This is a genomic window from Vibrio hyugaensis, from assembly GCF_002906655.1.
GTDB lineage: Bacteria > Pseudomonadota > Gammaproteobacteria > Enterobacterales > Vibrionaceae > Vibrio > Vibrio hyugaensis.
In genome coordinates this window covers 635,986-659,920 of sequence record NZ_CP025795.1, presented here as the reverse complement: position 1 = coordinate 659,920, position 23,935 = coordinate 635,986, and the positions used below count along the sequence as shown (strand labels likewise).

Here is a 23,935-nt window from a genome sequence, read left to right as displayed (position 1 = left end):
GCGAGAATGACTTGGTTTGAAGGCGAGGCAACAATTTAAAGATCTAGTGGTTCTAAATCGAAAATTGTTAACGAAGCATGCGAAGCAAGGCAACTCGCCCTTTGGGAGCGTGTCACTGAAACAATTTCTTCGCCAAACAACTTGGAAAGAGCTAGCTATTCCGCTTCGTCGTTTTCCTTGAACTTGAATCAGTGACAACGCTCTGGACCCAGCATGATGAAGTCACTTGAGTATATGCAATGCATCAAGCATCTTACCCATATCGAAGTAAGGATTCTAATGGCTTTGAGAAAATTACTTGGTAAAGGTTTTAAAGTCACCAAAGCCAAACTAACCGCTTAGCTTCGGTGATCCCCCCTCAATGTGGAGTTATAGACAAGAGCTTGTTAGCTCAGTTCAATGCTTCGGGACACACCCGACTCCGCAGCGAAATCTTGGTCATGACTGATAAGAATAAAGCCGCCTCGATACGCACTCAATGCCTGAGCAAGCATGATTTTCGAATCCAAATCGAGGTGATTATCCGGCTCATCCAAGAGCAACAAAGGCTGTGTTGGTTGATGACTGACAATCAACATAGCAAGCTTCATTTTTTCGCCGCCACTCAATACGCAGCCCAAACGAAACACACTGTCTCGGCGAAAGCCAATGCCTGCTAGTAATGTTCTGGCATCGCTTTCTTTCATCCTCTCACAATGTTGCATTAGGTTTTCCAACATGGAGATTTCAGGCTGTATCGCACCAAAGTGCTGGTCGAGATAATAAAGCGGCGTATTGATTTGTAGCTCACCACTTTGCAATAAGAACTCGCCCAAGAGGGTTTTCAGTAAGGTCGATTTACCGCACCCGTTTTTGCCCAACAAATGCAATTTATCATCCGCATGAACTTGCGCAGTGATGGGCTGAGCCGACCCAAATGGCAATACGCCTTCTAAAAGCGATATGACTTTTCGTGAGCGACTTTGACTTTCTGCCAAATACAGTTTTTGCCCTTTGATTTGCTCTTTACGCACTCGCAAACTTTGCTCTTTCTCTTGCAGATGCGCTTGGCGAAGTTGCTCGTTTTTATTACGACTGGCTGCTCGGGCTGTGGCTTTGTCTTTCATACCATCCAGTAAGATTTTCGGCTGGCTGCCATCCTTTCTCAATTTGTTCCCTTGAGCCGCTCTTTGTTCTGCTTTCTCCCGATTGCGCTGAGCTTGTTCTTCTAATTGCTTTTTTTGTTTATCGACAGCAGCTAATTGGCGTTCCACCGCTTGTAATTCGGTTCGCTTTTGCTCGGCATACACGTCGAAATTGCCGCCAAACACTTGCAAGCCTAAACCGGATAGTTCCCAGATTTCCTCCATCTCGCGTAGTAATTCTCGGTCGTGACTGATGAGCAAAATCGCTCCTGAAAAATTGCGCATCGAATGAATCAACCATAGCTTGGCGTGTTTATCGAGGTGGTTCGACGGTTCATCAAGGATCAGCAATTCCACTTCGCTTTCGAACAATTGCCACAGTTGCAAACGCGCTAACTGTCCGCCACTCAATTGTGAGCAAGGAAAGTCTGGCTGTGGTGGCAAACCCATGGTTTCTAACTGCTTAGCAAGTTGGATGGGCAAATCCCATTGTTCGCCCACCACCTCAAACAGATGCTCAGAGCAATCGCCCATTTCGATCTGCTTGAGTGCGCTTAGCACTTTGTCCTTTGCTAAAAACTGGGCAATCGAAAGCTCTCCCGCCAACAAGTGAGATGGTTGCTGGCGATACACCGCAAAGGACCTTGGTAAGGTTACTGTACCGCTGGTTGAGGTTTGCTCACCGCTGAGTATCGATGCAAACACCGATTTTCCGACACCGTTGCGTCCGACTAACCCAACACGACGTTTGGTTATAGAACATGAGATTTGCTGAAACAGTGTTTCGCCATTACCAAATTGATGACTGATATTATAAGCCTGTAAGACTGGCATAATTTGCCTCCTGTATGACAGGGACAACAGCCGTAGCTTGAGATAAATCTAGAGATGAGATCGATGCAAACACACGCGCCCATAGAAGCGCTTCAAACAAAAAATGGTAATTGCAAAGAAATATCGGAAAGTGAGCTACGCCTACTAACCCTGTAAATCCAAAAAATAAAATGAGAGTTGGATGACAGGTTTAGTTGTTCATGTTGGCGTAATCTCCTAAAGAAGTGATGGGCAAAGTCTAAAGGTTTTCTTGTATAAAAAGCAAGCAACTTCTGTCATCACATGAATCGGTTCGATCCAGAAGTGAACTAAAATCCATCGCTCGCCGTAATAGCCAAGGAGTGAAAACACCAATGGGAAACGGCTATGAATCTTTTGATTGAATCGGTCGAGGGTGGTATCTACCTCGCTTACAACGTACAAAACCAAACTAGATCATTGATCTTGAACGAGCACAAAAGCCCACTCAAGTTTGCCAGCCTCTGCGAGGCAAGAGACCACTTTCGAGGAGAAGGATACTCCTCAGCAAAACTGGTTCACCTCAACGCATCCGATGAGATGTGTGGAGAATGAATACGTTGTGACATGCCACTAGAGATTGAATTGAGCTGGTATTAGTACTGGCTCTTTTTTCGCCCTCCCCTCTGTCTCCTCTCGCTCTTAGGCTGGTGATAATTTGCCAAAACTTTGAGCGATTTCGGGATCTTATCAACACATTTTTTGTTAAAGGCGTACTATGCTATTGGTAGTGTATTCCACAAGAGGGCGTGGTTATGAAATACAAACATATCCTAGTCGCACTGGAACTGTCTGATGAGAGTACTGTGTTGATTGACCGAGCGGTATCTATGGCGAGTTATCTCGGTGCCGAGATTTCATTTATTCATATCGATGGTACTCATGGCGAAATTTATCGTGAGCTTGTCGATATTAAAGCAAACCCAGACCAAAGACCGTTGAATGAACATTCGATGGAGTGCTTGAAGTCCTTTAGCGATTACATGGAGCAGCCATTGAAGCACTTCTTCGTAGGCACTGGTGACTTGGCGGACAAACTGGAAGTGACCATCAAAGAGCAAGAAGTTGATCTACTGATTTGTGGTCACCACCAAGATTTCTGGAGCAAGATCATTTCTTACTCAAGACATCTAATCAACAAGTCTCCGGTAGATATTCTGGTTGTGCCGATTCACGAGTAGTTTGAATGAACGATCCAAAAAGCCGCCAACGATAGGCGGCTTTTTTTGTGTTTCTTATTGGTTCAATTAGGGCTCTATTTCACCAATCGAATACAGCACCAACTCATCTGGGTTATTCCCTTCCCCTAACGAGTGAATATCTTCGCCTTCTTGTTTGAGCTCGTTAATTAGCTTGAGCGCTTTATCTTGCTTCACCCCAATAATGGTCGGCATTTCAGAGGCAGAGACGCCAAAACGTGTTGCAATAAGTAAGTTTTTTACTTTGGTTTTATCCGATTCAAACATGGCACGACCTCTTTATTTTCAATCATCTAAGCATAACGAATCGCGATGAAAAAGCATCACACAATGCAGATAGAGAACGGATTTTCCAAGGGCTAGACAAGCAAGGAGAATAAAAGCTTAGTTACTGAAAACGCGATCGAAATAATTAAGTGGCGCCACCTTAGTGTTGGCTCTTCGCTGCCATTTACTCTTGTTTGCCACCAGCCACTTTTGTTTGGAGTTGGCTAAAATAGCCTTGCTCACTTTGGCTTCTCGCAACTCATGTTCCATCGCGAACGGCTGAGTATCAATCGTTGTGCTGCCGAGGTTGATCATGTCGGAATGAGACTGCGCGATTTCGGTTACGCCCGCGCAACCAATAATGCCAATATCTGCTGAAAACTGACCGAAGAAGTGCTCCGCCGAGCCATCCACCACGTCGCGATCGTTGGTACGAATACGCCCACCCGGAATCCAAGTTTCGATGTTCTCAAAGTGAGAAAGAACATGCGCCGCTTCGAAGTTATTGGTCACCACGCGTAACTCACTGTGATTGGCTAGACGCTCAGCAATCGAAGCGATGGTTGTTCCAATGCCTAGAAACAGAGTCGCACCGTTCGGGATAGCTGTGACCACCTCATCGGAAATGATCTGCTTTTCTTGTTGATTGGTGATTTGACGAGAGGCGTAGCTGCGGTTGCTGAGTGTTGCAGGAAGCCCTACTCCACCATGATGGCGCAGGGTGAGTCCTAACTGACAGAGCTCATTAATGTCACGTCGAATGGTTTGTGTTGTGACCTCAAACTGCTGAGCAAGATCCTCTATCGAACAATATTCTTGCTGATGAACCAGTTCAATAATGCTTTGTTGGCGAATAGTAAGGTTATTCATTCAAGGCGAGTTCTCGAATTGCTTTCAACTCTTCGACTTTATAACGCTGTGGTGTATCGGTAATCATCATATCCACGCCCCACTGCCAATGCGACGCTACTAATTGGGGAAAATTGGGCGTATAGCAAAACAATCGATAGCCAAACTGTTTGATACGCTTCGCCTGCTCTTCATTTAAAAAACGGTAATCGCAATGCACGCTGTAAGCATCAACTTGTTGTAACACAATGGCAAAGTCGTCAGGGATCTCTTGCCAAAGCTGACCTCTTCTGACTTCTGGCAAATAATTTTTCATCGTCATCAGTGCTTCGATGTTAAAACTAGAGAACAAAATTGCGTCCGCTTTTATCGCTAAACGTTCAATGACTTCGGCGACTTTCTCGCACAGAAGATCAACCTCATCACCAGAGTAGATCTTCAATTCAATATTCAGCTTTACCCCGGCATTTACCGTTAGCTCAAGCGTTTCTTCCAAAGTGGGAATGTACTCGCCAGCAAAATCATCACCAAACCACAAGCCAGCATCAAGAAGCCTAAGTTCATACCATGTGAGGTCCTTCACTTTGCCCTGACCATTGGTGCAACGATTGACTGTCTTGTCGTGGATGATCATTGGGATATTGTCCGCACTGAGTTGAACGTCAATTTCAATCCATTCACAGCCGAACTCGATTGCACGTTGCATCGCCGATAAAGTGTTTTCAGGAGCCAAACTGGATAAGCCGCGGTGCGCTGTTATTTTCATTTTTTATTCCGTCTTTTTCATTTGTTTTCAAATGAACTATCTCAGCCCCGAATGACGATTTGATTACAAAAAAATGACCGCAATAATGTTCAAATAAGTTCACTTTTCTGTAACTAGAACGTCATTTGGCTCATTTAGTGTTCATTTGAATTTTTTGAAGTGGATTCATTATCAAAATGAAAAACCGCAAGGGATCAACCTGTTCAAATCATCAAATGAAAAGGAATCATTATGGCTATTAAACACCTCACAGGACTTGCCGTTGCCGCGGCATTAATCAGCACGCAAGCACAAGCAAAAACAGAGGTCGAATGGTGGCACGCTATGGGTGGCGCGTTGGGTCAAAAGGTCAACGAGATTGCCGCTGACTTTAATGCAAGCCAATCGGAATACGAAATCAAACCTGTTTACAAAGGCAGTTACGCAGAAACCATGACCAGTGCGATTGCTGCCTTCCGCGCAAAAGAACAACCAGCCATCGTACAAGTATTTGAAGTGGGCACAGCGACCATGATGGGCGCTGAAAAAGCCACTTACCCAGTTTATCAATTGATGGAAGACACCAAAGAGTCGTTCAATCCAGATGATTATCTTGCAGCCGTAACGGGTTACTACACCACTAACGAAGGCAACATGCTTTCGCTGCCATTTAACAGCTCAACGCCAGTGCTTTACTACAACAAAGACATGTTCGCAAAAGCTGGCGTAGCAAACCCACCAAAGACTTGGAAAGAGATGGAAGAGATTTCTCGTAAGTTGCTGGCATCTGGCGCGAAGTGTGGTTTCAGCACCACATGGCAATCATGGACTCAAATCGAAAACTTTGGTGCGCGTAATAACGTCCCTGTCGCCAACAACAATAATGGTTTTGCTGGCTTAGACACGAAATTCAAGTTCAATGACTCTGCTTTTGTTCGCCATATTGACCAAATGGGCAAATGGTCGAAAGAAGGTATCTTCAAGTACGGTGGTCGCCAATCAGATGGCATGCCGCTGTTCTATACCCAAGAGTGTGCGATGACCATGGGCTCTTCTGCTGGACTGGCTGGCATTCAAGAGAACATGAAAGACGTAGACATCGGCGTAGCCCAATTGCCTTACGACTCTGAGCTGGTTGCTAAACCTCAAAACACTATCATCGGCGGTGCATCACTTTGGGTGCTTCGTGGGCATTCGAATGAAGAATACAAAGGCGTAGCGAAGTTCTTTACTTACTTATCAAGCGCAGAGGTTCAAGCTGATTGGCACCAGTTTACTGGCTACCTTCCAATCACCAAAGCGGCTTATGAGCTAACAAAAGAGCAAGGCTTCTACGCTAAAAACCCTGGCACAGACACCGCGGTTCTACAAATGACGTCGACAGAGCCAACGGAAAACTCGAAAGGCATTCGCTTCGGTAACTTCCTACAAACGCGTGACATCATCAACGAAGAACTGGAAGCAGTGTGGGCAGGCAAAGTAACGGCACAAGCTGCGCTAAACAATGCGGTTCGTCGTGGTGACGAGCAGCTACGTCGCTTTGAGCGTACACAGAAATAACGAATATTAATAACGAACAATGATGCGCTGAGTTTTATTCAAATAGGTACTCAGAAACGCACTTTCCCCACCTAAAATGGGTGGGGAACACGTTCACACACCTTTGCCTGCTTTACTTTGGTATTTGTATGTCCTCACCCGTTGTTTTTAAACATAAATGGCTGCCCGTTGCTTTAATTGCGCCTCAGTTGGTGATCACCTTAGTGTTCTTCATCTGGCCTGCTGGGCAAGCTGTTTTTCAATCTTCACAACTTGAAGATGCTTTCGGTATTAGCCGCGAATTTGTGGGCTTGGAGAACTTCGAGAAGCTCCTTCATGATCCACTTTACTTAGATTCATTAATGACCACGCTGCAATTTAGCATCAGTGTTGCGGTACTCGCGTTGGTCAGCGCACTTGTTCTTTCCGCTTTCGCCGAACAAATCATCCGTGGTGCGACCATGTATCGCACCTTCTTGATTTGGCCTTATGCGGTCGCTCCGGTTGTCGCAGGTTCGTTATGGCTATTTTTATTCGATCCAACCATCGGTGTGATGACCGAACTATTGAACCTGTTTGGCGTAGACTGGAATCCAACGCTCAATGGGACCCATGCGATGTGGATGGTGATCATCACCTCGACGTGGAAGCAAATCAGTTACAACTTCCTGTTCTTCTTAGCTGCGCTGCAGTCCGTGCCGAAGTCTTTGCACGAAGCCGCAGCAATTGATGGTAGCGGCCCGATCAAACGTTTTATCACCATTAGCTTCCCGCTGATTTCACCAACCAGCTTTTTCTTGTTGGTCGTGAACTTTGTTTATGCGTTCTTTGATACGTTCGCCATCATCCACGCGATGACACAAGGCGGTCCGAGTAACAGCACCTCTACCTTGGTTTACAAAGTCTACAACGATGGCTTTATCGGGCTGGATTTAGGCTCATCAGCAGCGCAGTCGGTGATCCTGATGATCTTGGTCGCCTCCCTGACTGTGATTCAATTTAAGTATGTTGAGAAGAAGGTGGCGTACTGATGGTAGAAAGAAGACCGTTTTTTAATCTGTTTTGCCATGTCATTTTGATTCTTGGCATCATTTCGATTGCGCTTCCGGTTTGGATTGCGATCGTCGCAACCACGCACGAGAACAGCGCGTTCGCCACTGGCACTCCACTTTGGTTTGGGGACTTGGGCTTTAGTGTGTTCACTGACTTATTGAGCAACGATACCCAATACAACAACAATACCTTGCCCATTGGTAGCATGCTACTGAACTCCTTCATCATGGCGATGTGCATTACTATCGGTAAGTTGAGCATTTCCATCATGTCAGCGTATGCAGTCGTGTTCTTCCGTTTTCCGGGACGAATGCTGGCGTTCTGGATGATCTTCTTCACGCTGATGTTACCCGTTGAAGTGCGCATCATGCCGACGTTTGAGGTGATTACGAACCTCAACATGCTCAACTCATTTTACGGCTTAACCATTCCGCTGATTGCCAGTGCAACCGCCACTTTCTTGTTCCGTCAGTTCTTCTTAACTGTGCCGAATGAGTTGGTGGAAGCAGCGCGAATTGATGGCGCAGGACCAATCAAGTTCTTCTTCGATATCTTGTTGCCTCTGTCGCGTACCAACATCGCTGCACTGTTCGTCATCACTTTCATTTACGGCTGGAACCAATATCTATGGCCACTGCTGATCACCACTGATGTGCAGTACTACACCATCGTGATGGGCATTAAACAGATGCTTGGAGTGGTTGATGGTGTTGTGGAATGGAACAAGATTATGGCCACCACCATTATCGCCATGTTGCCACCAGTGATTGTGGTAATTGCAATGCAAAAAGCCTTTGTTAAAGGTCTGGTAGATTCGGAGAAATAAATGTCCACGTTAACTCTTTCTAATATCGCTAAATGTTATCCGAACGGTTATCAGGCGATCCAAAAACTCAATCTTGATATCTGCGATGGTGAAATGGTCGTGTTGGTTGGTCCGAGTGGTTGTGGTAAATCCACCCTACTTCGCATGATTGCCGGATTAGAAGAAATCAGCTCAGGCGAGTTGAATATTGATGACACCACCGTGAACAACCTAGAACCTGGTGAACGTGATATTGCCATGGTGTTCCAAAACTACGCCTTGTACCCGCACATGACGGTATACAACAACATGGCTTATGGTCTGCGCAACCGCAAAACACCGAAAGCGGAAATTGAGCGACTGGTGCATGAAGCAGCAAAGATGCTGGAGTTGGATCACCTACTCGACCGAAAACCGGGACAACTGTCTGGCGGACAACGTCAACGTGTCGCGATGGGTAGAGCGATTGTACGCGAACCAAAAGTGTTTCTGTTCGACGAGCCTCTGTCTAACTTAGATGCCAAACTGCGTGTACAAATGCGCTTAGAGATCAAAAAGCTTCAGCGTCGCCTTGGTACAACCTCGGTTTACGTGACCCACGACCAAGTGGAAGCCATGACGCTGGCGGACAAACTAGTGGTGCTCAACAAAGGCAATGTAGAACAAGTGGGTACACCACTCGACATTTACGACGCACCTGCCTCTCTATTTGTTGCGACCTTTATCGGCTCTCCATCGATGAACACCTTAGACGCAAACATCACCAAGGACGGGATAACGATTGGTGATGCCCAACTGCCAGTATCGACGAATGACCTAGATTTAGGTAAGGTCAAACTTGGGCTGAGACCTGAGCATTTACAACTCAGTGAAGATAAGCCTTGGCTGCACGTCGAAGTGGAATTGATTGAATCCTTGGGCGCAGACTTATTACTGTATTGCTGCACAGAAGGTACTGATTCACAAAAGCTCGTGGTTCGAGTGGAAGGTCATACTCCGATTCAAATCGGGGACAAACTTGGCTTAGATATCAAGCCCAAGCACCTTCACTTATTTAATGCCAATACCGAAAAGCGCATTGATTGCTCACTCAAAGCCGCGTTATCAACGCCAGTTAAAAGTACGATAAATAACAAGCAGACACAGCAAGGAGTGGTGAATGCCTAACCCACTATCAGAGCTCAATACAGAGTATCTGAGAAACATTGAATGGTTGTTAACCGACGTAGACGACACATTAACTTGGCAAGGGAAGCTGCCGCCAGACACTTTAATTGCGCTCGCCGAGCTAGAGCAAGTTGGCGTGAAAGTCGTAGCGGTCACTGGCGCTTGTGCTGGTTGGTGTGACCAAATGGCAAAAATGTGGCCGCTGCATGGGATCATAGGTGAAAACGGCGCGTTTTGGATGCGGAAAGACCAACATGGTTTCAGCTCCACTTTTGCCCGCCCAGCACAGCAAATGCGAAAAGAACAGCAAGCACTATGTGAAAGTATCTCTGGCATTTTAGCGGAGTATTCTGACGTAGAGTTAAGCCAAGATCAGAGCTTTCGGTTCTGCGATGTGGCGGTCAACATTGCCCAAGATCGCCCCCCTGTAGCGACTTCAACTACGATGGAGATCCTCAACCGTATTTTAAGTCTTAACGTAGAATCAAACCCAGTCAACGCTACCCTAAGCTCCATTCATATCAATGCATGGATTGGAAATCACAGCAAACGAAGCAGCGGCGAAACCTACATTAAGCAGTTTAATCATGGTGACTTACCAAATTTGGATCACGTGACTTACGTTGGAGATTCATTAAACGATGAGGGGATGTTTGAGTGGTTACCCATGACTTTTGGTGTGAAGAACATTCGCCCATTGTTAGATAGCTTAAAACATCAACCGAGTTATCTGACTTCTGAATATGGCGGGTTTGGCTTCGCACAGTTAGCAAGCCTGATTGTACAGGCTAAAAAATACAACAACGCTAGCGCATAAATCACTCGCGGTTACACACTATAAATAGGAAGGCGTCGATGACTCTTTGGTAAACAAACCATGTATAAATCGGCGTTCATCTTGTCTTAAAAGCACGATGCAAAAAAACACTCAATCCGGGTATCCATAGAGAGGGGGGGAAATACCACGGATTGAGCGAGAGAAGGAGTAAAGACTGCGGCGGATTGCATGAGAAAAATCAAAATTCCCAATCTTTATAAACACTCCAACGAGAAAAAGAATAGCGTTTACCCTACTTTTGGAGTTAGCAGGCACGAATTTTCTTTGCCTCAAGTGCTTAAACTATCAAAGTCGTAAAATGGCATGTAAAGCGAGGTAAGCTCTACGATCTTTCCTTTTTGTTTCGCTCTCAATGCCCACTTCCATATATCTCGCAACAAAGATTGCTTGTTATTTTGACTAATTATTTTTGTTTGTCGCATCCAAGAGCAGCCCATATTATCCGCAACACAGGGGATGATATTCCTTTTCGCTCTTTAACAATCAAATGCTGTATACCGATTAGTCCCCATTCTTTCTCGTAAAAGTACACCTTTAACTTCCCATTTTTTGCTTTTACAACCACTGAGCAGAACATCTCAAGCGGTGTTCTGTATAACAGTCTATTCATGTAGGAATTCATCGTGGATAAATATCAAGCTGCATACGCAAAACGTCTAGAAAAGCTAAAGAGCAATCACTCACCAAAAGCTATTGCTCGTATTTCGGCGTGGGATGCATTTTTTAACAAAGAATATGAGATGCAAGATCTTGAGTCTCAAATGACAGAATCTGCACGTCAACGGTACGAGCAATCTGATGTGAAAAATGAAATCAGCTTTGGTTCATTCAAACGCGCATTCTATAAAGAATCGATCGTAATTTACGATTTGACCGATGGTGCATCAATTCAAAAAGTATTCACTCCGCTACTTGTGCTGATGACAGCGTGGGTCGTATTTGTGTGCTTTAACCAGTAATTGGCCATCCAAGATCAATAAGCGATAGAAACGCAATTGGCAGAGTGGTTGTCACTTTGCCTACAACAGTTGAGAGTTTAGGGATGAAAGGAAGAAATATTGCAGCATTTGCCATTGTGATGGCAGCGCTGGCATTCGGTTATGGTTTTAAAACTTATCAAGAAGCAAACGGGATTATGTACCCAACCTTCAAAAAGGAGTTTAGCCTCTAATGCCTAAAATTACGCTTCTCTTACTCGCAACGACAGTTGGGATAGGTATCACTGGTTCCGCCTTTTGTGTTGGCGTTACTTATGCGTTCACACAACTGCCAATAGAACAAATTTTATCAAGCTTATAATAATACCAGTCGTAGTAAATAACGGTTCACTCTAGCTTACTATAACGCTGTATCTGAACATTGATTTACTGTGATTGGTATAAAAAGTAGAGCACTTCGGCGCTCTACTTTTTTGCTATTTGGGTCTTAACGTTAGCGAACTCAGAATTCTTGGTTCATTTTTTTAAGGCAGGCAAACAGTATATCTTGGTGTTCAGCGTCGATATTACGCGTCAAATCTTGCACTAAGTCTAAATGCAGTTGGTTGTGATGACGATGAATCTCTTCACCAGCCGATGTTAACTTCACAACAATAGCACGGCGGTCTTCTGGATGAGGACAGCGCTCTATCAGTTCAGCATTCACCAGTTTTTCAATTTGAACCGTCAATGTGCCTGTGGTAACCCCTAGCTTTTCCGCCAGTTCTTTCATACGTAGCGCACCATGCCCACCTAGCACTTCAATGGTGTGGATTTGAGCCAGTGAATAACCGGTTCCTTTCACTACAGATTGCTCCCAAGAAGACATTTTGTCATAGAACTCGGTAAGCATTTGATTCAGCTTTTCTAATTCGCGCATCACTCAGTCGTTTGAACTTCCAAAGTAAGATGATGAATCTTATCAAACTTACTCAATAATTGCTTAAATTCATCCAGTGTTTTATCGCTCTGATTCTTCAACGCTATCGCCGCTGAATAGTGATGACCACTGACTTTCCAAATGTGTAGGTCGACAACCTCAGCATAAGGCGAAAGGGTCTCTACAATTTCGTTTCGGTAAGATTGATCAATACTCTCATCTAATAGCACAGGGGCGGTTTGCTTCATCAAACCCAGTGTCCACTTACCTATCACGATGGCACCGACAATACCCATCAGCGCATCTAACGACACCCAACCGTAAAATTTACCAACAATAAGAGCCACAATAGCCAGTAACGAAGTCAGCGTATCCGCTAACACATGAAAATACGCCGCCGTTAAGTTGTGGTCATGATGATGCTCGTGTTTGTGACCATGATGATCATGGCCATGGGTGTGGTGATGATCTTGCAAAAGCAGCATACTGGCTAAGTTCACTACAAGACCGATCACCGCCACCATAATCGCCTCATTGAATTGAATACTCTCTGGGTTGAACAGACGATGGACCGATTCCACCATCATCATCAGAGCGACAATCCCAAGCGCAATCGCACTGGTAAAACCACCTAATACGCTGACCTTACCAGTACCAAATGAAAAACGATCATTATCCGCGTTTTGTTTCGCGTAACGATAAGCAAACAGGGTAATACAAAATGCGGCTGCGTGAGTACCCATGTGCCAACCATCGGCTAGCAAGGCCATCGAGCCAAACATAGTGCCTGCGGTAATTTCTACCACCATGGTGACTACCGTCAAAATAAGTACGTAAAGCGTTCGTTTCTCACCCTTTTGATTGTGAGACACGAAGTCATGGGAATGTTGAATTGCTGCCATTGCGATACCTAATCTCTAAATTTAGTTTGATTATCAAATTATTTGAATTCAATTTAGTTTGACAATCAAACAATGTCAACTTAGTTAGATAGAAAGACAACATGGTTTTGAAAGGTTTGTGATGGTGAGGCTTTAGATTATGTTTGGCAGGAGCAACTTGAAGATTAAGGGCTAACGGTGGAGAACAAAGAGCATCGAATCTTATCGGACACAACGCCCCACTAAGTCGATTCTATGACATTTTTCAGACGAGAAGTTTATCTTCGAACTGATGCTCAGCAATCAATTCAATTCGGCTTTCTGTACGAACTTCCGGCTAGATGTCAGTTGCCTACCTCAAGCTTTGCCGATTTTCTCTACATGCTTAATCACCGTGTCGATATCGCTCATTACCCACCTCACAAAAGATTTGTGCCACCCAATTCACTTCATGATAATTGTTATTTTATAACGCATTTAAAGCTTCATTAAGGTAGCTCAGAGAAAACCCAAGATAAGACAGTGAATCACAAGACAAGCGTGCTTAGTCTTACACAAACTTGGGTATATGAATTAGATCCGTTACTCTAGAACCCCGATATCCCAAATCAGAAAAATCAAAACGGATGGCAAGGATGGAACAAGTTGGCTCTCGTGCCCTCATCGTGGAAGGCGGCGCAATGCGTGGCGTTTTTTCCTGCGGCATACTCGATCACTTCATGGCAGAAAGCTTCTCACCTTTTGACAGCTTTTGGGGTGTTTCTGCTGGAGCAAGCAACCTAGCGGCTTACCTTGCGAACATGCCAGGTCGAAACCTCAAAATTTATCTTGATTACAGCTTGCGCAATGAATTCATCTCTCCAACTCAGCTTTTGCGTGGCGGAGACATGATGGATTTAGATTGGATGTGGAAGATTACTTTAGAAGAACTGGGGATCGACCGAGACGTTTTAAGTGCAGATTCTCGTCCTTTCTTTCTTGGTGTCACCCGCCAAGACAATGGGCAAGCAGAATACCTAACCCCAACAATTGATATGCTCGCCGAAACCATGAAAGCCAGTAGTGCATTACCCATTATGTATCGCAATGGCGTCATCTTAGACGGCACGAAATATGTCGATGGGGGTGTCGCGGACGCTATTCCAGTAGCGGAAGCAATCAAACGAGGGGCAACAAAGATTATGGTCCTGCGTAGCCGGCCAGCAAGTTATCGAAAATCCAAGCCAAAATTTGAAAAGCTCACTACGCGTTTACTGAAAGATCACCCTGCTTTGGTGGAGCCGATGCTCACTCGCCATGTTCGCTATAACCAATCTTTGGAACTGATAGACAACCCACCAACAGGCGTTGAGATCATCCAAGTCTGTCCACCGGAAGGGTTCAAACTTAAACGCCTAAGCCGTTCGCCAGAGCCATTGCGTAAAGCGTATGAACTTGGGGTTGAGTTTGGTAAACACGCCATTGAACGCTGGAAGCAAAGCTAGGTACCCAAACTCAACAAAAAAAGCCACACCGAGTTGGTGTAGCCAATGCAAATTCGATGGCAGTGGATATCGTCTTTGCTAGCAGGAGAACTCAATAAAGGAGTTCTAAATCACTTTGCGCTATTTCTGGGACGCTGCTCGGTCATACAGCGCCATATCCAAACGTATTCGTATTTAACCGCCTTGGCTTAGTAGGTCTCAAACAAACCTGCGTTGTAATCTTGAATCGCTTGTTCAATTTCTTCGATGCTGTTCATGACAAATGGACCATAGTGCACCACCGGCTCGTCAATCGGTTCACCAATAAAGACAAGCACGCCGCTGTGTCCATTGGCTTTCAACTCAATCCCTTCACCTTGAAACAACAACGCCATTTCATCCTGTTTAACAGAACGATCGCCAAGGTTTATATCGCCTTTGTAGACATAAACCATCATGTTGTGATGCGAAGGCGTGACAAGGTTTAGGTAATCTCCAGAAGTAGCGCGCCAATCAGCAACCGTAACGGGTACACCCGTTTTGTCTAACGGGCCTCGGATCACTTCACCATTTACATTCAAGTCACCAGAGAGTACTCGCACCAGACCTTGCGTTTCTTGGTAGTATTCCGTGATCGTTTCAGGTTGAAAATCGTGGTATTGCGCTGGCGTCATTTTGTCGTGAGCAGGCTGGTTAATCCAAATCTGGAAACCATGCAGCTCGCCGTCTTGCATGATTGGCATTTCACTATGAACAACACCACGCCCTGCCGCCATCCATTGAGCGCCACCGGAACGAAGTTCGCCGACATTGTTCATGTGGTCACGATGCTGGAAATGCCCTCTCATCATGTAAGTTAGAGTCTCGATACCACGATGAGGATGCGGAGGAAAACCACCGACATAATCGGCACGCTGATCTGATTTCAATTCATCCACCATCAAGAACGGGGAAAAGCTGGCGTTATTAAAACCGGCTACTCGACGAATCTTTACGCCATCTCCATCAGCGGTTGCGTGCGAACGGATAACCTGACAAACCTCTCTCACAGAACTCATAATCTTGTCTCCCTTATTGATATGGATTTATTGTAGAAAGGACGAGAGAAAATCATGAGTAAGTGGATTTGTTCTACTCCATCGATTTTTTCGAACAAAAATAATTGAAAAATAAAGGTAGCTATTTTTCAAACAAGCTGTATAGTGATGGCTGGCTCTTAGAAGAGAGCTGTTAATGCTACATTTAGTTTAAGTTCCCTCTCAGTAAATTCTTGAATCCCTCAATTCAGACACCTGCGTAAAACTTCCTCTTGATTGCACATTCAATAGCTTAAAAAAGATCCACTACAACTCGTATATTATTGTTTAAATTCAGAGGTTTTTATGTCTAAAGTAACTGGTTCAGTAAAATGGTTTAACGAAACTAAAGGTTTTGGTTTCCTATCTCAAGACAACGGCGGCCAAGATGTATTCGTACACTTCAACGCTATCGTTTCTGACGGTTTCAAAACTTTGACTGAAGGTCAGAAAGTAAGCTTCAATGTAGAAGACGGTAAAAAAGGTCCTCAAGCGACTGAAGTTACTCCTCTATAAGATAGCTTTTCTTGGTGCAGCATCTCCTTGCTGCACCAAACTCTCCCCCCTTCAAAAAATTCCTCAGACTTAACACTAAGCAATAATCAATAATCAATAATCAATAAAATTTTGCTCGGTTTTCTGCTGCCTAAAATTAATCCGCAGCACATATTAAAATTAGGAAAAATTATGTCTAAAAGAACAGGTCGTCAAAGACACTGGTATCAATTATCAAATAAAGAAAAAGTCACAAAGAAACAGGAGAATAGATGTTAGAAATTGAATTCCGTTTAAAACAACCCGACATTTCTTGGAACGCCAAAATACATCAACTCAACGGTGACATTTTAAGGCGCCATATACTCCCAAAGCTTCAATCAACTTGTTATCTCATTGATTTTAAATACTGTGAGAAGAGCTACTCAGGTGAAATACTGTGTGACTCAGGTTCAAAGTTAGGAAGTTTTAGTATCAAATAAATCTATTTTGATGCATTAATTAGTAGTGCGAATAACTAGGAAGGTATTCAAATGGCCAGAAAAAGTAAAAAACAAATAGAGCAAGAAAAGAAAGAGTCTGAACAAAACGCCGCTGCGGTAAAACAACAAACGCGCCGTCGTATTGAAGACATTATGGAACAAAGAGAGTTTGATAAATTGTTTGAGCTTTAATGTTTAAACCAATGAATGAAGTCCCTCCATACTCTTCTCATCATTCTTATCTATTTACTATATCGATGTGCAAGGTATCGCCACCCCTTCTCAGTTCACAATGAGCAACGCACAGTAAACTTGATATTAAACGCCAAAATTCTCGCAAGGTGTCATTCAGTATTAGCCACTGAATGCTCGATTCTCAGCTAGGTGTGTGCTGGAACCGAAACACCCCGCGACGAAATGGCTTCAATAAAGTTTATAAAACCCACCTTCTTCTTCATTTCACAACCACAAATCCTTTTCTAGCAGCGCTAGCCAACCCCAATTTTTTGCGTATAATCGCAACCGTTTGCTTCGTATAACCCCAATGATATGGTTTGGGGGTCTCTACCAGCACCCTTAAAGTGTTGATTACGAAGAGTTGAGATCACTGTGGATCTTACTCTTTGTAATGGCGTTCGATTTTTTCCAATCTATACCTATTCTTAGAGTAACTGCATCCACAACAACCATAAGAAAAAGTGGGAGTTTATTATGAATGCATTTATTCAAGGTCTTCCAAAAGTAGAGCTACATTTACATATCGAAGGTTCGTTAGAACCAGAATTGTTGTTTGAGCTAGCACAACGCAACAACATCGACATTCCTTATGAATCTCCGCAAGCACTGCGCAAGGCTTACGAGTTCGAAGATTTACAATCTTTCCTAGATATTTACTACCAAGGTGCAAACGCGCTGCGTACCGAGCAAGACTTCTACGATTTGACTTGGGCATATCTAGAACGCTGTAAAGCCGACAACGTCATTCATACTGAAATCTTTTTCGACCCACAAACGCACACCGACCGCGGTATCGAATTCGATATCGTCATCCGCGGCATTCATCGCGCCATGCAAGACGGGCAAGAGAAGCTCGGTATCACCTCACAAATCATTGCTTGTTTCTTACGCCACTTATCTGAAGAAAGCGCGATTGAAACGCTGCAATCTATCTTGAAACATCAAGACAAAATCATTGGCGTTGGTTTAGATTCTTCAGAACTTGGTCATCCACCAGAGAAATTCAAACGCGCTTTTCAACAAGCGAAAGAGGCGGGCTTACTGACGGTTGCTCATGCCGGAGAGGAAGGCCCAGCTCAAAACATTGTTGATGCGCTAGAGATGCTTGGTGTAAGCCGCGTCGACCATGGCGTACGCTGTGTGGAAGATGCTTCTTTGGTGGAAGCATTAATTGAGACCCAAATGCCACTAACGGTCTGTCCGCTGTCGAACATCAAACTGTGTGTATTTGATCAAATGGAACAACACAACATTGTTGAATTACTGCGTAAAGGCGTTGCGGTCACCATAAACTCCGATGACCCAGCATATTTTGGCGGCTATATGACGGATAACTTTATGGCGGTAAGTGATGCTCATGCCATGACGAAACAAGAAATTGCTCAGTTCACGATCAATGCCATTAACGCTAGTTTCATCAGTGAAGAAATGAAAGCGAAGTACTGCACGCAAGTCGTGCACTACCTAGAAAATCACTAAACCAAATAGGGCTAGACCTCTAGCCCTATCTCTTCCGCGATTAGCACGCATTGCCGACCTTGTTGCTTCGCGGCATAGAGTGCTTTATCTGCCCTAGCGACTAGTTCATCAAAGCTCTCATCGGACACTAAACTTGCCACACCTGCGCTAAAGGTAATGTTCGGCACAGGATAAAAGTCTTCGCGCTTGAGATCCTCCATTAATCGTTCAGCGAATCGCTTTGCTTGCGCAAGGGTCGATTCAGCAACAACCAAGACAAACTCTTCCCCACCCCATCTTGCTAGTAGGGTATCTTGCCCTGAGGCTTGTGCAAAAAACTCTGCTACGTGTTTTAGCACTTGGTCGCCAGCATCGTGACCAAAGGTATCATTCACCTCTTTAAAATGGTCGAGATCGAGCAAGATTAATGACAAAGGCAGGCTATGCGCTCGTGCTTTCTGTATTTGATCATGTACTTTAGTGATGAGCGCACGTCGGTTGAACAAGTTAGTCAACGGATCATGCATCGCTAACCACGTCAGTTTATGGTTGTTTTTGTTGAGTAGATTGACGGAATAAGCCAGTTCTTGGTTCGCCGTATTAAGCTCTTGTGTACGAAGTGCAACCACATCTTCCAACTTTCTATTGTTTTGATGGATCTCATCGAAGGTGTTCTTAAATGCGTTGGAAAGCTGCCCGATTTCATCTTTAGAGTCGTATCCGGAAAACATGCTGTATTGATTGTTCACCGCATTTTCCACATCGTAGGTCAGATCCAAGATAGGTCGAGTGATGGAATTGGTGAGATAAAACACGATCGGCATAAAGACTACAATCACCACCGATGACGTGATGGCAACGTCTTCAAGTAACTCATTAATATCAAGGAAAATATCGGATTCTTCCGTGGTCACGAAGAGTGTCCAGTTAGGCAATGTATCTATTTTGGCAAACGTGACAATCTTGGCTTCACCAACCCTTCTGTCGTAGTAATGACCGTGCCCAACACTGTCCCAATTGGTTTGTACCGCAATATCCGCAAAGCCATCAAAGCCAACTCGCTCCCCTTCAAAAATGTTAGCATGAAGAATTAACGAGGTATCGGGATGCGAAACGACAGTACCACTGCTGTCCGATATCCAAGCATAGCTGCTATTACCAAGCTTCACTTTGGACAAACGCTGCGCTAAATATTCCACAGAGATCGAAACGCCAACAATGCCAGTCCAATTATTGTATTCGTCGTAAACAGGCACACCAAGCGCCACGATAGGCGTTTTGACAATCAAACCAACGTGAGGGGCTGAGATGTGATAACCCTCTTTCTGCCATCTGACATCATCAATAAACTCCGTTCGTTCAACTTTTATCGTTCTGCTTTTGTGATCAATTAAATTCCAATCCTTATCCACAAACAAAGTATTGATCACTGATTGTTTGGACATACTTTTTAACCACTTTAACTCTTCGACGATAAAGTCGATGTCCCCTTCCTGAACGCGTTGATGACCACTAATGGTTTGCAGTGAAGCAATATGTCTTTGTAGCTCTTGGCTAATCACGTCAGAATGCAGGTTAGAGACTTGAATAGAGTTTTCGAGGGCAACATTAAAGATCCGTTGCCGCTCTTTAAAGTACAGCACCGCGAAGAGAATCAAGACGAAGCAAATAGTCATTAATGAATACGTAACGACAAATTTAGTTCGAACGCTTTTAAATGAAAAATTGACGATACGCACAAAAGACCTTATCAAAGGTATGGTTATACATATAGTTTAGTTTGTTAATAACGAATCGGCTATTTAGTTTGACCGATATATCAACCTACATTTAATAGTTTATCGAGAACTTCCGCTGCAAGTGCACATCGCCCTCTCAACCATTAATGGTTTGGATCGTTGATACGGAAAGAATGCCATTACATTGCAATATCAATAAGCTCTTTCAAAGCGTCTGCTGCGAATGCTTTCAATTGGTACATATCTTTGTTCTGTTCTCACAAGCTCTCGGGGATAAGTGCGATGTAAGCATTATCAGACCGCCACTCAGGCGGTTTGTTTTTATGAAGCCAATGATGTCCTTACAATTCGTCTGTGGTTAGGGAACACTTTTGGCGCTAGACTGAGTGAGCTTTATAAAGCTACCCAAAAAAGGAAGAAAATCATGATTCAACAAGGCCAAGCACTACCTGCCGCAACGCTTAGCGAACTTACTGCGGATGGTATGGTAAATCACGAAGTAACCGAACTGTTTGCCGACAAGAAAGTCGTGTTGTTTGCGGTACCAGGTGCATTTACGCCAACATGTTCTGAAGCTCACTTACCTGGTTACGTTGTATTAGCAGACCAATTGAAAACGAAAGGTGTTGACCTGATTGCTTGTGTATCGGTCAACGATGCCTTTGTCATGAAAGCTTGGGGCGAAACACAAAATGCTTCTGAGCTACTCATGTTAGGTGACGGTGATGCAAGCTTCACTAAAGCACTTGGTCTGGAAATGGACACGGGCGGTTTTGGCGGTGTTCGTTCACAGCGTTACGCAATGATCATCGAAAATGGCGTAGTGACCACGCTGAATGTTGAAGAGCCAAAAACATTCGAAGCGAGCAAAGCAGAAACCATTCTAGCAGCGCTATAAATCAAGCAAGAACAACGTAAACGGAAGCCATTTGGTTTCCGTTTTTTATTGCGTTCAAACTTATTTTGAAGGGCTTACTTCATCGAAAAGCACTTGATGAATATGAAATTGGGAAAGGTTGAAAGTCGTTGGTAATCCTCTTCTGAGATCTCACGAATCTTGTCATTAACCTTACCTTCTGAGAGCGCCAACATTGCCATTCCACTCTCTGTCATTGCGTCTGTAATGTCCTGTAATGAACGACGGTAAAAGGCAACGGGTACTGGGTCACCAATGGTATTCCACATATCTTTAACCAACTCTTTTTCGTAATAGTTGCCAGACGAAGAACACTCATAATCCGCAAAAGGATGATGGGTTGAAAACACAAACTCACCACCTGCTTTAAGCACCCGCTTGACGTCATTAAACAGTGGGCGTAAATCTTGGATGTAATGAATCATCAAAGGGCAAATCACCAAATCGTATTGCGCATCGTCTTCTTCTGGTAGCCCTTTTGATAGGTCTTGTGCGTAAGCGGAAACCGTCTCTCCCAACTTATCTTTTACTATTTCAATCATTTCTTGAGAAGCATCGATACAAGTGACCGCGCTTGCTCCTCGCGCTAAAAGAATCTGAGCATAAAGTCCTGAACCACAACCTAGATCCAGTACCTTTTTCCCTGAGACATCACCGATAAGTTCAAGCGTATTTGGGCGCTCAAAATGCGCGTTGTACAAATTATCTTGCGCGACCAAATCGTATTGTTGCACATGGGTGGTGTACATTTCTTGCTTCATGGTGACTCCAACGAAAAAGTGGGATGCGAAGACTAGAAAATACCCGATATGAAGTAAAGTCAAAAGCACGTTAGATCAGTGATCTTTCGCGTAGACTGAAGATTTAGATTTCTAGAAAGGCAGAATAAGCCCTCTTGAAGTCACAAGAAGGCTCCAGCTAAGTTAGCGCATTCGCACCACACTGGTCTCTTGCTTGCGTTGCATTTCACCAAATGTCAGTACAAACGGGGAAGATTGCTTAACGCGACTTGGCAACGAAGACAGTGCGTTATAGGCGTCTTGCTTGGTTTTGAAATCCCCAACCGTCACGGTATACCATCGCGTACCACGGCTGTTTTTCCAGTTCACCCAAACCGGATGTTTCGGATCGATATAGCGAATGTACTCTTTGACATCCTTTTCTTTTTTGAGTGCCAGTACCTGCATCGTGTAGTGATTTGGGTTGAGATATCCATAAGCATCTTGCGATGACATCACGCCGACACATTGCCCAGAATCGACAGGTTGATGCTGCGGCAGCACACAGCCAGTAAGGGAAAAAGCCAAGGCCAAAGATAGAATCTTGCGCACACGTAACTCCGTTTTTTGTTCTGAATGGTTCTCTTAATGAGTGCTCAAAACAAAAAGGCGACCATTTCGGCCGCCTTAGTAAATCAATTTGTGTGTAATCGAGATTTAGAACCAGCTCGCGACCAAGCGCTTAAACCAATCCATTAGACGTTTGAAGATGCTGCCTTCATCAACTGGCTCTAACGCCACTAGCTCAGCTTCTTTCACGACGTCACCGTCGACCTTATACAAAACCTTGCCAACCACTTGGCCTTTTTGAATCGGGGCCATTAAATCGCCGTTGTATTCAACTTCCGCTTGCAGCTTGTTTACATCGCCTTTTGGTAGCGTTAGGTAGATATCGCGGTCAACACCGACTTTCATTTCATCCTGATTACCCATCCAAACGCGCGCTGTCGCGGCTTCTTTGCCGGCTTCAGTTGGTACAACCGTATCAAAGAATCGAAAACCGTAACTCAGCAGTTGTTTGCTTTCTGACTCACGCACACTTGGGCTTTTTGCGCCCATTACAACCGCGACCAAACGCATGTCACCATTAGTTGCCGATGTCGCAAGACTGTAACCTGCGCCACTGGTGTAGCCGGTTTTCATGCCATCCACACTCATGCTGCGATCGCGTAGCAAACCGTTACGGTTGTATTGGGTAATGCCGTTGTAAGTAAACGAAGTCTCGCTGTACAACGGGTAGATGTCTGGTAAGTCACGAATGATGGCACGGCCGAGAGTCGCAATATCACGAGGAGTCGAGTACAAACCATCGCTGTCCAATCCGTGTGGATTGGTAAATGCAGAATTTGACAAACCAAGCTGATTCGCCCAACTGTTCATCAATCCGACAAACCCGGCTTCACTGCCTGCGACGTGTTCAGCAATCGCCACACTTGCATCGTTACCCGATTGAACAATCAAACCACGGTATAGATCAGACAAAGAAACGGAGGTGCCCACCTCAATGAACATTTTTGAAGAATCTGGGAAGTTCTTTGCCCATGCGTTACGGCTGATCACCACGTCGTCATCCAGACTGATGTTCCCGGATTTGACTTCTTGACCCGCGACATAGGCGGTCATCAGCTTGGTCAAACTTGCTGGGTTCAGACGCTTATCAGCATCTCTTTCCACCAACACTGTACCAGTGTGGTAATCCATTAAAACGTAACCGCGTGAGCTAAGCTCCGGTGCATTAGGAACAACGGTAGGTGCAGCAAAACTAAAAGTAGATACAGCAGTCAGGGCAGTCGCTAACGTAGCATTGAATAAAGTGTTTTTTCTCATAGCAGCATTCTGTGGCTTACAAACTAAGTGGAGTATATTGAAACGCTGTTCAGTTACAGCAGCTCTGTTACGATTCGTTACGTTTACTCGATATTTGTCGAAAAGAATGCGATGTCGGTAGAATATTGCGCACAAAACCAGCATATAAATACGCCAGCTAAGCGTATATCCCCTCACTGATTCATCACCATTCAAAATACCAAAGCGCTGCTCGCAAAGATCCGGATTTTCCCTCTTAGCGCCCGACCCTCCAACCCTTATTCTCTGTGTTCAGCCCAAAAAGATTA

26 protein-coding genes and 1 riboswitch are annotated in these 23,935 nt (G+C 44.5%); of the genes, 15 read left to right on the top strand and 11 right to left on the bottom strand.

The features are described from left to right. Positions 1-386: 386 nt before the first annotated feature. Positions 387-1,958, bottom strand: coding sequence for an ABC-F family ATP-binding cassette domain-containing protein (locus C1S74_RS20205; protein ID WP_045397323.1), 1,572 nt, complete (start codon positions 1,956-1,958; stop codon positions 387-389). A gap of 366 nt (positions 1,959-2,324) precedes the next feature. Between C1S74_RS20205 and C1S74_RS20200 the strand changes: the two genes are divergently transcribed. Both C1S74_RS20200 and C1S74_RS20195 read left to right on the top strand, forming a co-directional pair. After that, positions 2,325-2,531, top strand: a complete 207-nt coding sequence (locus C1S74_RS20200; protein ID WP_045397320.1) for a DUF6482 family protein — start codon at positions 2,325-2,327, stop codon at positions 2,529-2,531. Between the two features lie 200 nt (positions 2,532-2,731). Beyond that, entirely contained in the window at positions 2,732-3,157 is a 426-nt protein-coding gene (locus tag C1S74_RS20195; RefSeq protein ID WP_005439056.1) for a universal stress protein, read from the top strand. Between the two features lie 66 nt (positions 3,158-3,223). On the opposite strand, the gene C1S74_RS20190 is transcribed toward C1S74_RS20195, so the two are convergent. The 3 genes from C1S74_RS20190 to C1S74_RS20180 all read right to left on the bottom strand — a co-directional run bounded on the left by C1S74_RS20190 (position 3,224) and on the right by C1S74_RS20180 (position 5,057). Further along, entirely contained in the window at positions 3,224-3,442 is a 219-nt protein-coding gene (locus C1S74_RS20190; protein WP_045397318.1) for a hypothetical protein, read from the bottom strand. A 117-nt stretch (positions 3,443-3,559) separates the two neighbouring features. Next, positions 3,560-4,312 (bottom strand): DeoR/GlpR family DNA-binding transcription regulator, encoded by a 753-nt coding sequence (locus tag C1S74_RS20185; protein ID WP_045397316.1) that lies wholly within the window; start codon positions 4,310-4,312, stop codon positions 3,560-3,562. Then, positions 4,305-5,057 carry a glycerophosphoryl diester phosphodiesterase gene (locus tag C1S74_RS20180; RefSeq protein ID WP_045397314.1) on the bottom strand — a complete coding sequence of 251 codons (753 nt, stop codon included), beginning with the start codon at positions 5,055-5,057 and terminating at the stop codon, positions 4,305-4,307. The genes C1S74_RS20185 and C1S74_RS20180 overlap by 8 nt, the downstream gene beginning before the upstream one ends. 231 nt (positions 5,058-5,288) lie before the next feature. Here C1S74_RS20180 and ugpB point away from each other — a divergent pair, with 231 nt between their 5' ends. From ugpB to C1S74_RS27005, 7 genes are all read left to right on the top strand, one after another. After that, positions 5,289-6,596: a sn-glycerol-3-phosphate ABC transporter substrate-binding protein UgpB gene (gene ugpB, locus C1S74_RS20175; RefSeq protein WP_045397313.1), complete on the top strand. Its 1,308-nt coding sequence runs from the start codon at positions 5,289-5,291 to the stop codon at positions 6,594-6,596. Between the two features lie 128 nt (positions 6,597-6,724). Beyond that, entirely contained in the window at positions 6,725-7,606 is an 882-nt protein-coding gene (ugpA, locus tag C1S74_RS20170; protein WP_045397312.1) for a sn-glycerol-3-phosphate ABC transporter permease UgpA, read from the top strand. Further along, positions 7,606-8,454 carry a sn-glycerol-3-phosphate ABC transporter permease UgpE gene (gene ugpE, locus C1S74_RS20165; RefSeq protein ID WP_005439065.1) on the top strand — a complete coding sequence of 283 codons (849 nt, stop codon included), beginning with the start codon at positions 7,606-7,608 and terminating at the stop codon, positions 8,452-8,454. The genes ugpA and ugpE overlap by 1 nt, the downstream gene beginning before the upstream one ends. Continuing rightward, positions 8,455-9,600, top strand: coding sequence for a sn-glycerol-3-phosphate import ATP-binding protein UgpC (locus tag C1S74_RS20160; protein ID WP_045397310.1), 1,146 nt, complete (start codon positions 8,455-8,457; stop codon positions 9,598-9,600). It abuts the gene before it with no gap. Then, positions 9,593-10,417 carry an HAD-IIB family hydrolase gene (locus C1S74_RS20155; protein ID WP_045397307.1) on the top strand — a complete coding sequence of 275 codons (825 nt, stop codon included), beginning with the start codon at positions 9,593-9,595 and terminating at the stop codon, positions 10,415-10,417. Before C1S74_RS20160 ends, C1S74_RS20155 begins: the two co-directional genes overlap by 8 nt. 644 nt (positions 10,418-11,061) lie before the next feature. After that, positions 11,062-11,397 carry a hypothetical protein gene (locus tag C1S74_RS20145; protein WP_045397300.1) on the top strand — a complete coding sequence of 112 codons (336 nt, stop codon included), beginning with the start codon at positions 11,062-11,064 and terminating at the stop codon, positions 11,395-11,397. A gap of 83 nt (positions 11,398-11,480) precedes the next feature. After that, a complete protein-coding gene (locus C1S74_RS27005) occupies positions 11,481-11,609 on the top strand; it encodes a hypothetical protein (protein WP_258075311.1) in 129 nt (42 codons plus the stop codon). Between the two features lie 269 nt (positions 11,610-11,878). On the opposite strand, the gene C1S74_RS20140 is transcribed toward C1S74_RS27005, so the two are convergent. Then, complete coding sequence (locus tag C1S74_RS20140; protein WP_045397297.1) at positions 11,879-12,295, bottom strand: MarR family winged helix-turn-helix transcriptional regulator; 417 nt, start codon at positions 12,293-12,295, stop codon at positions 11,879-11,881. Beyond that, positions 12,295-13,197, bottom strand: coding sequence for a CDF family Co(II)/Ni(II) efflux transporter DmeF (gene dmeF / locus C1S74_RS20135; protein WP_045397293.1), 903 nt, complete (start codon positions 13,195-13,197; stop codon positions 12,295-12,297). The genes C1S74_RS20140 and dmeF overlap by 1 nt, the downstream gene beginning before the upstream one ends. Positions 13,198-13,811: 614 nt before the next feature. On the opposite strand from dmeF, the gene C1S74_RS20130 reads away from it, so the two are divergent. Further along, positions 13,812-14,660 carry a patatin-like phospholipase family protein gene (locus C1S74_RS20130; RefSeq protein ID WP_045397290.1) on the top strand — a complete coding sequence of 283 codons (849 nt, stop codon included), beginning with the start codon at positions 13,812-13,814 and terminating at the stop codon, positions 14,658-14,660. 188 nt (positions 14,661-14,848) lie between these two features. Here C1S74_RS20130 and C1S74_RS20125 read toward each other — a convergent pair whose 3' ends face one another. Further along, positions 14,849-15,697 carry a pirin family protein gene (locus tag C1S74_RS20125; protein WP_045397287.1) on the bottom strand — a complete coding sequence of 283 codons (849 nt, stop codon included), beginning with the start codon at positions 15,695-15,697 and terminating at the stop codon, positions 14,849-14,851. A gap of 324 nt (positions 15,698-16,021) precedes the next feature. Between C1S74_RS20125 and cspE the strand changes: the two genes are divergently transcribed. The 4 genes from cspE to C1S74_RS20105 all read left to right on the top strand — a co-directional run bounded on the left by cspE (position 16,022) and on the right by C1S74_RS20105 (position 18,408). After that, positions 16,022-16,231, top strand: a complete 210-nt coding sequence (gene cspE, locus C1S74_RS20120; protein ID WP_042606279.1) for a transcription antiterminator/RNA stability regulator CspE — start codon at positions 16,022-16,024, stop codon at positions 16,229-16,231. A 251-nt stretch (positions 16,232-16,482) separates the two neighbouring features. Then, entirely contained in the window at positions 16,483-16,692 is a 210-nt protein-coding gene (locus tag C1S74_RS26920; protein ID WP_038865152.1) for a hypothetical protein, read from the top strand. Between the two features lie 51 nt (positions 16,693-16,743). After that, positions 16,744-16,884 (top strand): PA3496 family putative envelope integrity protein, encoded by a 141-nt coding sequence (locus C1S74_RS20110; RefSeq protein ID WP_045397282.1) that lies wholly within the window; start codon positions 16,744-16,746, stop codon positions 16,882-16,884. A gap of 319 nt (positions 16,885-17,203) precedes the next feature. Beyond that, positions 17,204-17,303, top strand: a riboswitch (purine riboswitch). Positions 17,304-17,403: 100 nt separating this feature from the next. Then, positions 17,404-18,408 (top strand): adenosine deaminase, encoded by a 1,005-nt coding sequence (locus tag C1S74_RS20105; protein ID WP_045397279.1) that lies wholly within the window; start codon positions 17,404-17,406, stop codon positions 18,406-18,408. Between the two features lie 11 nt (positions 18,409-18,419). Here C1S74_RS20105 and C1S74_RS20100 read toward each other — a convergent pair whose 3' ends face one another. Next, a complete protein-coding gene (locus C1S74_RS20100) occupies positions 18,420-20,063 on the bottom strand; it encodes a sensor domain-containing diguanylate cyclase (protein WP_045397276.1) in 1,644 nt (547 codons plus the stop codon). A 487-nt stretch (positions 20,064-20,550) separates the two neighbouring features. On the opposite strand from C1S74_RS20100, the gene C1S74_RS20095 reads away from it, so the two are divergent. After that, positions 20,551-21,024, top strand: coding sequence for a peroxiredoxin (locus C1S74_RS20095; protein ID WP_045397273.1), 474 nt, complete (start codon positions 20,551-20,553; stop codon positions 21,022-21,024). A gap of 74 nt (positions 21,025-21,098) precedes the next feature. Here the strand turns inward: C1S74_RS20095 and C1S74_RS20090 are convergent, their stop codons facing one another. From C1S74_RS20090 to C1S74_RS20080, 3 genes are all read right to left on the bottom strand, one after another. Next, complete coding sequence (locus C1S74_RS20090; protein ID WP_045397270.1) at positions 21,099-21,803, bottom strand: class I SAM-dependent methyltransferase; 705 nt, start codon at positions 21,801-21,803, stop codon at positions 21,099-21,101. A 162-nt stretch (positions 21,804-21,965) separates the two neighbouring features. After that, positions 21,966-22,373 carry an SPOR domain-containing protein gene (locus tag C1S74_RS20085; RefSeq protein WP_038865140.1) on the bottom strand — a complete coding sequence of 136 codons (408 nt, stop codon included), beginning with the start codon at positions 22,371-22,373 and terminating at the stop codon, positions 21,966-21,968. Between the two features lie 105 nt (positions 22,374-22,478). Next, positions 22,479-23,648 carry a D-alanyl-D-alanine carboxypeptidase family protein gene (locus C1S74_RS20080; RefSeq protein ID WP_045397267.1) on the bottom strand — a complete coding sequence of 390 codons (1,170 nt, stop codon included), beginning with the start codon at positions 23,646-23,648 and terminating at the stop codon, positions 22,479-22,481. Positions 23,649-23,935 lie beyond the last annotated feature (287 nt).